Origin of the sequence: Devosia sp. FKR38 (assembly GCF_005222805.1) — a bacterium.
Lineage (GTDB): Bacteria > Pseudomonadota > Alphaproteobacteria > Rhizobiales > Devosiaceae > Devosia.
In genome coordinates this window covers 2621445-2632981 of record NZ_STGC01000005.1, presented here as the reverse complement: position 1 = coordinate 2632981, position 11537 = coordinate 2621445, and the positions used below count along the sequence as shown (strand labels likewise).

General features: G+C 64.7%; 8 protein-coding genes. 6 read left to right on the top strand and 2 right to left on the bottom strand.

The annotated features are described in order from the left end of the window. The 5 genes from E8M79_RS17705 (at window position 1) to E8M79_RS17685 (ending at window position 6474) form a co-directional block, all read left to right on the top strand. Complete coding sequence (locus E8M79_RS17705) at window positions 1-267, top strand: hypothetical protein (protein WP_137153158.1); 267 nt, start codon at window positions 1-3, stop codon at window positions 265-267. A gap of 90 nt (window positions 268-357) precedes the next feature. Continuing rightward, the gene (locus E8M79_RS17700) at window positions 358-3267 is read left to right on the top strand and encodes an insulinase family protein (protein WP_137153157.1); all 2910 of its coding nucleotides are present in this window, start codon (window positions 358-360) and stop codon (window positions 3265-3267) included. A 265-nt stretch (window positions 3268-3532) separates the two neighbouring features. Next, a complete protein-coding gene (locus E8M79_RS17695) occupies window positions 3533-4540 on the top strand; it encodes a ligase-associated DNA damage response exonuclease (RefSeq protein ID WP_137153156.1) in 1008 nt (335 codons plus the stop codon). Continuing rightward, window positions 4537-6117, top strand: a complete 1581-nt coding sequence (locus tag E8M79_RS17690; protein ID WP_137153155.1) for a cisplatin damage response ATP-dependent DNA ligase — start codon at window positions 4537-4539, stop codon at window positions 6115-6117. The genes E8M79_RS17695 and E8M79_RS17690 overlap by 4 nt, the downstream gene beginning before the upstream one ends. A gap of 60 nt (window positions 6118-6177) precedes the next feature. Beyond that, on the top strand, window positions 6178-6474 hold the full coding sequence (locus E8M79_RS17685; RefSeq protein WP_137153154.1) for a UvrB/UvrC motif-containing protein: 297 nt from the start codon (window positions 6178-6180) through the stop codon (window positions 6472-6474). A gap of 2 nt (window positions 6475-6476) precedes the next feature. Here E8M79_RS17685 and E8M79_RS17680 read toward each other — a convergent pair whose 3' ends face one another. Next, window positions 6477-6884 (bottom strand): MerR family DNA-binding protein, encoded by a 408-nt coding sequence (locus E8M79_RS17680; RefSeq protein ID WP_205747929.1) that lies wholly within the window; start codon window positions 6882-6884, stop codon window positions 6477-6479. Continuing rightward, window positions 6881-8593 carry a long-chain fatty acid--CoA ligase gene (locus tag E8M79_RS17675; protein WP_137153153.1) on the bottom strand — a complete coding sequence of 571 codons (1713 nt, stop codon included), beginning with the start codon at window positions 8591-8593 and terminating at the stop codon, window positions 6881-6883. The genes E8M79_RS17680 and E8M79_RS17675 overlap by 4 nt, the downstream gene beginning before the upstream one ends. Window positions 8594-8932: 339 nt before the next feature. Between E8M79_RS17675 and E8M79_RS17670 the strand changes: the two genes are divergently transcribed. Beyond that, on the top strand, window positions 8933-11398 hold the full coding sequence (locus E8M79_RS17670) for an acyl-CoA dehydrogenase (RefSeq protein ID WP_137153152.1): 2466 nt from the start codon (window positions 8933-8935) through the stop codon (window positions 11396-11398). Window positions 11399-11537 lie beyond the last annotated feature (139 nt).

The following is an 11537-nucleotide window of genomic DNA, read 5'->3' as shown; positions in this document are numbered from 1 at the left end:
TTGAAACTAGATCCAAAGGAAGCCGCCGTCCTACGGGTTGTTGGCACTCTGTTGCTGTCGGCCCTGTTTGTTGGGATGTTCTACCATGGCTGGGTTTCAGGTGTGGTGCGCCTACCGATCAAGGGGGCGCATTTCGTCGAGCGCACGACCAACGCCATCGGTTTCTATTTGGCTATGGCATTTTGGCTTGCCCTCTGCTCGTTCTGTGCTTGGGCCTTTGTGAAAGCCGTCGGCACGGTGATAGAGATGGATAAGGACGGCAGGTGATAGTCCTTGTCACCCCGTCGTGACGCCCCTAGCGGATCGACCCCGGGCTGCCTAGGTTAGGGGCAACACGAAAACCTGCCGAGTCATCTCATGTCCTATCACGACGCCTTCGAACTGATCCGCGACGAGCATATTGCGGAGGTCAATTCGCAGGCTCAGTTGTTCCGCCACAAAAAGACGGGGGCGGAGGTGCTCAGCCTGGTCAATGACGACGAGAACAAGGTGTTCGGCATCACCTTCAAGACGCCGCCGGAGGATTCGACCGGCATTGCGCATATCCTGGAGCATTCGGTGCTGTGCGGCAGCCGGAAATATCCGGTCAAGAAGCCGTTTGTGGAGCTGGTCAAGGGGAGCCTCAATACCTTCCTCAATGCCATGACCTTTCCGGACAAGACGGCCTATCCGGTGGCCAGCCAGAATTTGAAAGACTTCTACAATCTGGTGGATGTCTATCTGGACGCCGTGTTCTTCCCGCTGCTGACGGAAGAGACGTTCCTCCAGGAAGGCTGGCACTATGAGCTGGAGGATGTGAAGGCGCCGCTGGTCTACAAGGGCGTGGTGTTCAACGAGATGAAGGGCGTTTATTCCTCGCCCGACGCGGTGATGCGCGACATTGCCCAGCGCTCGCTCTATCCCGACATCACCTATGGCAAAAGCTCGGGGGGCGACCCCAAGGCCATCCCGGACCTGACCTTTGCCCAGTTCAAGGCGTTCCATCAGACGCACTATCACCCGTCCAATACGCGGGCGTTCTTTTCGGGCGATGACGATGCCAACCAGCGTCTGGCGATCCTCGACGAATATTTCAGCCAGTTCGAGCGGGCGCCGGTCGATGCCGAAGTGCAATTGCAGCCGCGCTTCAATGCGCCGCGTCAGATCGTGGCCACCTATGCCGGCTCGAAAGAAGAGGGCAAGGCGCGCGACGGCATGGTCTCGGTCAACTGGCTGATCGATCCGCCGGCGGACCGCGAAGAACAGCTCAGCCATGGCATGCTGAGTTATCTCTTGGCCGGCAATCCGGCGGCGCCGCTGCGCAAGGCGCTGACCGAGAGCGGGCTGGGCGAAGGCATGACCGGCGGCGGCATTGGCAGCGGCATGCGCCAGCCCATGGCCAGCTTTGGCATGAAGGGCATCGACCCCGCCGATGCCGGCAAGGTGGAGGCGCTGATCCTGTCGACGCTGGAGGCCATCGCCGAGACCGGCTTTGCCGCCGAGCAGCTGGAAGCGGCGGCCAATACCTTCGAGTTCTCGCTGCGCGAGAACAACACCGGCTCCTATCCGCGCGGCATGGTCTATATGTTCAATGCGCTGGGCAGCTGGCTGCATGATGGCGACCCGCTAGCGCCGCTGGCCTTTGAAGCGGCGCTGAGCGCGCTCAAGGCCAAGGCGCAGGACGGGCACTTCGCGCGGGAAATCCGCCGGCTGTTCCTCGACAATATGCACCGCACCACGGTGACGCTGAGCGCTGACCCCACGCAGGGCGCGCGCGAGGCCGCGCAGGAAGCTGAAATCCTGGCAAGCGTGCGCAGCAAGATGGATGCAGACGCGCTGGCAGCGACGCAGGCCGAGACCGAACGGCTCAAGGCGCTGCAGGAAGAGGTCGATGATCCGGCGCAGCTGGCCCGCATTCCGACGTTGACACTGGCCGATCTGCCGCGCGAAAGCCGCATCGTGCCCATCGAGAAGAGCACGCTGGGCGGCGCCAAGCTGTTCTACCATGACCTGCCGACGCTGGGCATTGTCTATCTCGACCTGGGCTTTGACCTGCATGTGCTCGACGCCGAGATGCTGCCCTATCTGCCGCTGTTCGGCCGCGCGCTGCTGCAGACCGGCACCAGCAAGCAGGATTTCGTGGCGCTGACGCAGCGCATCGGCCGCACGACGGGCGGCATTGCCCAGCACCGGGCCTTGTCGGCCCGCCAGGGTGATGATGGCACGGCGGCATGGTTCTTCCTTTCGGGCAAGGCGGTGCCCGACCGGATAGAGGACATGCTGGCCATCATGGGCGATGTGCTGCTCGATGCGCGGCTGGATAATCGCGAGCGCTTCAAGCAGATGGCGCTCGAGGAAAAGGCGGGCTTTGAAGCGCGCATGATCCCCAGCGGCAATGCCATTGTCGACACGCGGCTCAAGGCGGGGCTCACCGAGGCGAGCTGGGTGTCCGAACAGATGGGGGGCGTTGCGTACCTCATGTTCCTGCGCAAGCTGGTGCAGCAGATCGAGAGTGACTGGGCGGGGGTGGAAACCATGCTCAGGACCATCCGCGACCGGCTGTTCAACCGCGGGCGCATGGTGGTCAATGCCACGGCCGATGCCGCGCTGTGGCAGCGCGTCGAAGGCGGCGTCGGCCAGTTTGTGGCCAGCCTGCCGAACGGCGCCTTTGCGCCCGTGGACTGGCAGGCGCATCTGGTGCCGCAGTCGGAAGGGCTGATCATCCCGGCGCAGGTCAATTATGTGGGCAAGGGCGCTAATCTGAAAGCACTGGGCTTTGCACTGACCGGCGCGTCGAGCGTAGCGCTGAAATTCCTCAACACCACTTATCTCTGGGACAAGATCCGCGTGCAGGGCGGCGCCTATGGTGGCTCGAGCCGGTTTGACCTGACCTCGGGCAATTTCAGCTTCCTGAGCTATCGCGACCCCAATCTGCTCAAGACGCTGGATGCCTATGACGGGGCGGCCAAGGCGCTCAATGCGCCCATTGGCGCCAATGACCTGACGCGATCGATCATTGGCGTGATCGGCGGGGTGGACGGCTATGAGTTCCCCGATGCCAAGGGCTATTCCTCGATGTGGCGCGAGCTGACCGGCACCACCGATGCGCTGCGTCAGCAGCGGCGCGAGGAAATCCTGGGCGCCACGGCGGCCGACTTCAAGGCGATGGCCGAGGCAATCGACGCCATTGCCCGGCATGGCCATGTGGTGGTGCTGGGCGGGGAGGCCGCCATCACGGCGGCCAATGTTGAACGGCCGGGCCTGCTCACGGTCACCAAGGTGATGTGAGCGAGACTGCCTCTGGCTGGTGCCGTGGTAGCCAAAATGGGTTTGATGGGCGGCGGCGCGTCGCCCTCACCGCGCGGGGAAACCCGGCGTGGCGGTGCGGCTGAGGCTGCTCTTTCTGGTCATGTCCAACTGGGGCCACGGCCTCGCCGCCATTACTTGCCATAGACCGCATCACAGGCGGCGCTCTGGCACGTCTGCTGACACAAGCCGGCAGGTGATGCTCTAGTGTGAACTGCCATCCGCCGCGCTGCGTTGAAGGATCGTCATGGCCACACCCATCCTCGACCGCAATCTGCATCTAAGGGCGATTGACGCCTATATCGATCCATCCGTGCCGCGCGAGCGGGCGATCATTACCCATGGCCATGCCGATCACGCGCGCAGCGGGCATGGCGCCGTGCTGGCGACGCCCGACACCATTGCCATCATGCAGACGCGCTATGGTGCCGATTGCGCCGGGCGCTTCGAGCCGCTGGATTTCGGCGTACCGCTGCGCATCGACGATGTGACAATCACGCTGTTTCCGGCCGGGCATATCCTGGGCTCGGCGCAGGTGCTGATCGAACAGGGCGGCCAGCGCGTGGTGGTGACGGGGGACTACAAGCGCCTGGCCGACCGGACGTCGCAGCCCTATGAACTGGTGGCCTGCGACCTGCTGGTCACTGAAGCCACGTTCGGGCTGCCGGTGTTTCAGCATCCGCATCCCCGCGTCGAAATCGGGCGGCTGCTGCAATCGGTGGTCGATCAGCCGGATCGGTCGCATCTGGTGGGCTGCTATGCCCTGGGCAAGGCGCAGCGGGTGATCGCGCTGTTGCGCGATGCCGGCTATGAGGCGCCGATCTATCTGCATGGCGCCATGCCAGCGCTGTGCGCGCTCTACGAAGAGCGGGGCGTGGCGCTGGGCGATTTGCGGCCGGCGCTCGATGTGCCCAAGGCTGAACTGGCGGGGGCCATTGTCATTGCGCCACCTTCGGCGATCCGCGACCGCTGGAGCCGGCGCTTCCCGGACCCGGTGGTCTGCCAGGCCTCAGGCTGGATGAGCGTCAAGCAGCGGGCCCGCCAAGCGCTGGTGGAATTGCCGCTGGTGATTTCGGACCATTGCGACTGGGGCGAGTTGCAGCAGACCATAAGCGAGACCGGCGCTGAAACCGTCTGGGTGACGCATGGGCGCGAGGACGGGCTGGTGCATTGGTGTCGCAGCCAGGGGCTGGCGGCCGAGCCGCTCGATATCCAGGGCTTTGCCGATGAGGGCAGTGAGGGCGAGGCGGCATGAAGCACTTTGCCCAATTGCTGGAACTGCTGGCGCTGACGCCATCGCGGACGCGCAAGCTGGCGGCGCTGACGCGTTATTTCCGCGAGGTGCCGGACCCCGACCGCGGCTATGCGCTGGCCGTGCTGACGGGGACGTTGAGCATTGCCAATGTGAAGCCGGCGCTGCTCAAGGAGGTGGTGCTGGCCGAGGTGGACCCGGCGCTGTTTGCCATGAGCTATGACTATGTGGGCGATCTGGGCGAGACCATCGCGCTGATCTGGCCGCATCATGCCAGCGGCGGCGAGCTGCCCACGCTGAGCGAACTGGTCGAGTTGTTCAACACCACCTCGCGACGCGAAATGCCCGGCGTGATCGCCGGACTGTTGACGCGGGCCGAAATCAATGAGCGCTGGGCGCTGGTGAAGCTGACCACCGGCGCGCTGCGCATCGGCGTCTCGGCGCGGCTGGCCAAGACGGCGCTGGCCGAGATGAGCGGGGTGGAGCTGCAGGCCATCGAAGAGGTGTGGCATGGGCTGAGCGTGCCCTATGACCCGCTGTTCGCCTGGCTTGAGGGGCGGGCGGGGCGGCCGGACATCGACCAGTCGGCGCGCTTCCATCCGCTGATGCTGTCCAACCCCATCGAGGACAAGGATTTCGAACGCCTCGCGCCCTGTGACTTCGCGGCGGAGTGGAAATGGGACGGCATCCGGGTGCAACTGGCCATCGACGGCGCGAGGGTCTCGCTGTTCTCGCGCACGGGCGATGATATCGCTGCTGCGTTTCCTGACATCATCGACAATGTCAGCGGCCGGGCCGTGCTGGATGGCGAGTTGCTGGTGGGGCGGGAGTTCGCCGCGGCCAGTTTCAACGATCTGCAGCAGCGGCTCAATCGCAAGACCGCTACGCCGGCGCATCTGCGCGACAGCCCGGCGTTCATCCGGGTCTATGACATGCTGTTTGATGGCAGCGAGGATATCCGCACGCTGGACTGGACGGCGCGGCGGGCGCGGCTCGAAGCCTGGTTCGCGGCCAATCCGCAGAGCCGGCTGGATGTGTCGGAGGTGCTGAACTTCAAAGATTGGGCGGCGCTGGCGGCGCTGCGGCGACAGGGCGCGGACGAGCATGGCCACGAGGGGGTGATGATCAAGCTGCGATCATCGCCCTATGTGCCGGGGCGGCCCAAGGGCTATTGGTTCAAGTGGAAGCGCGATCCCAATGTGGTCGATGCCGTGCTGATGTATGCCCAGCGCGGCCATGGCAAGCGCAGTTCCTATTATTCGGACTACACATTCGGGGTGTGGAAGGGCAATGAGATTGTGCCGATCGGCAAGGCCTATTTCGGCTTCACCGATGAAGAGCTCAAGCAGCTCGACAGCTGGATCCGCAGCCACACTACGGGCAGCTTCGGACCGGTGCGCGAGGTCAGCAAGGAGTTGGTGTTCGAGGTGGCGTTTGACTCAGCGCAGCTGAGCACGCGGCACAAATCGGGCGTGGCGCTGCGCTTTCCGCGTATCAATCGCATCCGCTGGGACAAGCCGGCGCGCGAGGCCGGCACGCTTGAGGATATGATGGTGTTTGTCGGGGCAGGGTCGGACTAGAGTGGCGCTGTCGCTCTGCGCCGCCGGAACGACGCCATGGGTGTTGGGAGATCACAAGCAATGTCATCACGATCCATTCATGAGAAGCTGGTGGCGCTGACGCGGCAGATGACGGAAGCGGCCGAGGCGATGGATTTCGAGACGGCGACGGCGCTGCGCAACCAGATTGCGGCGATCCGCGGCGAGGGGCCGCTCAAGCCGGGCGACCCCGACACGGTGACGGTGAGTCAGCCGCCGCCGGGGGCGATGGGGCTGGGCACGCAGGTGCCGGTGCGGCAGCCGCCCAAGGGCTGGGTCAAGCCGAAAAAGCCTGACCTGATGACCAATATCAGCAAGCCACGCGGCAAGCGTTCCTGATATCAACCCGCCGCTTGGCTGCGGCTGCGGGTCGGCGGGGCGACGGCCAGTTCGCGGATTTCGCGCAATTCGGCAATGGTGGTTTCGAGGTCATCGCGCTGGCGTTCCAGCGAGGCCAGGCGCTCCTCGACCTTGCCGACCAGCAGATGGACCTGCTGGCTGCGGTCGGCGTCATAGAGGCTGAGATAGTCCGAGATATCGCGCAGGGAAAAGCCCAGGCGCTTGCCGCGCAGGATCAGGATCAGCCGGGCGCGGTCGCGGCGGCGGAAGACGCGGGTGGCGCCGACGCGCTCGGGCGACAGCAGGCCCTTGGCTTCATAGAAGCGAATGGCGCGGGTGGAAATGCCGAACTCCTTGGCGAGGTCGGCGATGGCGAACAGGTCCTGGTTTTCGGTATGCTGGCGGGTCACTTGCTGGCCTTTGACTGGGCATATTCCTCGCGCAGCTCCTTCTTGGAGAGCTTGCCGATCAGCGTCTTGGGCAAGGCGTCCTTGAAGATGATCTCGCGGGGCATTTCGATCTTGTTCAGGCGCTCGGCCAGGAAGGTCTTGAGCTCGGCGTCGCTGGTGCTCTGGCCGGCCTGGAGCTTGATATAGGCGACGGGGGCTTCGCCGCGATAGTCGTCGGGCACGCCGATGACGGTAACCTCCTCGACGGCGGGATGGGCCATCAGCGCTTCCTCGATGGTGCGCGGATAGACATTGAAGCCTGAGCAGATGATGAGGTCCTTGAGGCGATCGACAATGAAGACATAGCCGTCCTCATCAACATGACCGATGTCGCCGGTGCGCAGCCAGCCGTCCATGAAGGCGTCCTGGGTGGCCTTCTCATCGTTGAAATAGCCGGCCATGACCTGGCCGCCGCGCACCTGCAGCTCGCCGTCCTCGCCGATGCCCAGCACCTGGCTGGTCTCGACATTGACAAAGCGGACATCGGTGCCGGGGAGCGGCATGCCGATGGACATGGGCTTGCTGATCTTGCGCAGGGCGGCGCAGCAGACCACGGGGGAGGCTTCCGTGAGGCCATAGCCTTCGGCCAGGATCGCCTTGGACTTGGCGCCGAAAGCGGCGCGGATTTCGTTGGAAAGCGCGGCGCCGCCAGAGATGACGACCTCTAGGCTGGCGAGCTTTTGGGGATCGGCTGCGTCAGAGCGGGCCAGGGCATTGAGCAGGGTGGGCACGGCCGGCATGACATTGGCCCGGGTGCGGGCCAACAGGTTGAGCAGGGCCTTGAGCTCGAAGCGCGGCAGCATGACCACCTGGGCGCCATTGCACAGCGGCACGTTCATGCAGACCGTCATGGCGAAGATGTGAAAAAACGGCAGCACAGCCACGACCTTGCTGGGCGGATAGAAGACGCCATCACCCCATTTGTCGATCTGGCTCATATTGGCCGCGATATTGGCGTGGGTGAGCAGGGCGCCCTTGGGCAGGCCGGTGGTGCCGCCGGTATATTGCTGCACGGCGATGTCGTTTTCCGGATCGATCACCACAGCAGCCGGCGGCTGCCCGCGGGTCACCATGTCATGGAAATGGGTGATGCTGGCGGCGACCGGCGACTTGTTCAGCCGGGCCAGATCCTTGCGCTTGGCCACCGTGAACAGCAGTTTCTTGACCAGCGGCAGCGCGTCCGGGAAGTGGCAGACGATCAGCGATTTGACGTGGCCGGCCTGGACGAGCTTCTCGGCTTTTTCAAAGATCTGCTGCAGATCGAGCGTCACCATGATGTCGGCGCCGGCGCTGGCGGTGATGTGGCTGAGCTCGTGCACCGTATAGAGCGGATTGCAGTTGACCACCGTGCCGCCGGCGCGGAGGACGGCGTAATAGGCGATTGGGTAAAAGGGCGTATTGGGCAGCATGAGCGCCACGCGGCTGCCCTTGGTCACGCCGAACTGACGCTGCAGCGCACCGGCGAACGCAATGATCTTTTCGGCCAATTCGCCAAAGGAGGTGGTGCCGCCCAGGAAATCGAGCGCGGTGGCGAAGGGGTTCTTGGCGCAGGCGGCGAGCACCTGTTCATGGACCGGACGCAGGTCGAGCTCGACATCCCAGCTGACGCCATCGGGATAGTTGGCGATCCAGGGGCGGGGGTGTGAAGCGGTGGTGGTCGGTTTGGCCATGGTTCCTCCGGGTGCCGGTGTTGCGGCGGCGGGCTGATGCCCTTGTGTGACGAATATTTCACGAGCTTACGTTAACGTCAAACCGTTGTCCGGAATTATGAACCGGGGCCGGGGCAGGGACGGGGGAGGCCGTTGCAACCGGAGTCGGCGTGTGGACGTTTACGCGCACTGGTTGACGTATAGGTAAACCTTGCTAAACTGACCTCAACAATCAGGGCCCGTCGCGCTATCATCCCGGCGCGGCTGACCCAAAGACAGGCCGAACGATTCGGCGACCGGTCTGACGTTCAGGGATTGCGCTGCCCGCATCACGCGCGGCAGCCCAGGGGAGGGCATGCTGTGATCTTTGCCACTATCATTTTCGGTCTGGTCGTTTTCGCCGTGCTGGCCATGCGCGAAAGCCCGATGTGGCACTGGGGCCTGGGCGCGCTGGCCATCGGGCTGCTCAGCCGCATCGACCTCAGCGCCGGCTTTGCCTTTGGCGGCGGGGTCGGGCTGGTGCTGGCACTGCTGCCGGGGCTGATCCTTCTGGCGCTGAGCGTCAAGGCGATCCGCATGCCCGTGCTGATCACCCCGGTCTATGGCGCGGTCAAATCCATCCTGCCCAAGGTGAGCCGCACCGAGCAGGAAGCGCTCGATGCCGGTACGGTGGGCTGGGATGCCGAGCTGTTTTCCGGCCGGCCCGACTGGAGCAAGCTCAGCGCCATCCGGCCGCTGACGCTGACGGCAGCCGAGCAGGCGTTCCTGGACAATCAGACCGAAACCGCCTGCAAGATGATCGACGACTGGGACATCCGCAACAATCGCGCCGACCTGTCGCCCGCGCTCTGGCAGTATCTCAAGGACGAAGGCTTCCTGGGCATGCTGATTGCCAAGGAGCATGGTGGGCTTGGCTTCTCGGCGCAGGCGCAGTCGATGATCGTGTCCAAGATCGCCAGCCGCTCGGTGGCGGCAGGCATCACGGTGATGGTGCCCAATTCGCTCGGGCCGGGCGAGCTGCTGGAAAAATACGGCACGCATGAGCAGAAGGAAAAATACCTCAGCCGGCTGGCGCGCGGGCTCGAAGTGCCCTGCTTTGCGCTGACGGGCGTGCATTCGGGCTCCGACGCGGGCGGCATGCGCGATATCGGCGTGGTCACCAAGGGCATGTGGGACGGCAAGGAAACGCTTGGCGTGACGCTGAGCTTTGACAAGCGCTACATTACCCTGGCGCCGATCGCCACGCTGGTGGGCCTGGCGTTCCTGCTCAAGGACCCCGACAATCTGCTCGGTCGCGGCGCCGATATCGGCATCACGCTGGCGCTGATCCCGCATGACCATCCGGGCCTTGATATCGGCCGTCGCCACTTCCCGTCGCGCCAGGCGTTCATGAACGGGCCGGTGCGCGGCAGCAATGTGTTCGTGCCGATGAGCTATCTGATCGGCGGCACCGATTATGCCGGGCAGGGCTGGCGCATGCTGATGGAGTGCCTGTCGACGGGCCGCGCCATCTCGCTGCCGGCCATTGGCTCGATCTCGATCAAGCAGACGCTGCGCACCACCTCGGCCTATGCAAGGGTGCGTCGCCAGTTCGGCATTCCGGTGGGGCTAATGGAAGGCGTCGCCGAGCCGCTGGGCGAGATGGTCAAGCGCGCCTATACCTTCGAGGCCGGCCGCCGGCTGACGGCCTCGATGGTCGATGAGGGCCAGCGCCCCGCGGTGATTGCGGGCCTCCTCAAATACACCACCACCGAAGCCATGCGCGACAGCATGGACGATGCCTTTGACATCCATGGCGGTCGCGCCATCCAGGACGGGCCGGGCAATTACCTGTTCGGCGCCTATATGGCGCTGCCGGTGGCCATCACGGTGGAGGGGGCCAATATCCTCACCCGCACGCTGATGACCTTTGCCCAGGGCGTGCTGCGTGCGCATCCCTATCTGCTCAAGGAAGTGCAGGCGGGCAAGAATCCGGACCGCAAGGCGGGCCTCGAGCAGTTCGACCTGGCCTTTGGCGGCCACACCCGCTTCATGCTGCGCAATATCGTGGCCAGCTTCCTGCACGGGGTGAGCAATGGCGCCTTTGCCAGCACGCCCAACCAGGGGCCGATGGCGCATTGGTATCGCCAGTTGCACCGCTACAGCCAGGCCTTCGCGCTGACCGCGGACTGGACCACGGTGGTGCTGGGCGGGGCGCTCAAGCGCAAGCAGAAGATCTCGGGCCGCATGGCCGATATCCTGAGCGACCTCTATCTGATGTCGGCCACGCTGCGCCGCTTTGAGGACGAGGGGCAGCTCGCCGAGGACCGCGACGTGGTCGAGGCCATCATGGCCGACCGGATCGCGGCCATCGAGGACAGCTTTGATGCCGTGTTCGCCAATTTCCCCAATCGCTTCTTTGCCGTGGCGATGCGGGTGCTGTGCTTCCCGCTGGGCCGCCACGCCCGCCGCGCCAGCGATCGGGTGAACTATCGCCTGGTCAAGGCGGTGCTGCAGCCCGGCGCCTTCCGCGACCGGCTGACCACCGGCGCCTATGTGACCATGGACCCCGAGGACATCACCGGCGTGCTGGAAGATGCCTTCATCAAGGTGACCGAGGCCGAGGAGATCGAAGGCCGCTTCATCAAGGCGGCGCGCAAGGGCGTGATCGAGCGGCGGCTGGACCGCGACGCGATTGACGACGCCGTGGCCGCCGGGGTGCTCAATGGCAATGAAGCCGGGATCATGCGGGCCGCCGACGAGGCGACCGACCGGGTGGTCAAGGTCGATGACTTTGCGCCCAATGAACTGGCCGCCGAGCCCCGGCACCGGGCAGCGGCGGAATAGGTCCGCAGGCTCCAGACCGCACACAGCAGGCAAGACCTGCGCCGCACTCCCTGGCACGGGAGGGCAAGAGGGAGGGGGCGCTGGGAGGTCCACGAATGGCCCCCCCACCCCCGGCCTCTCCCCTCAAGGGGGAGGGGAG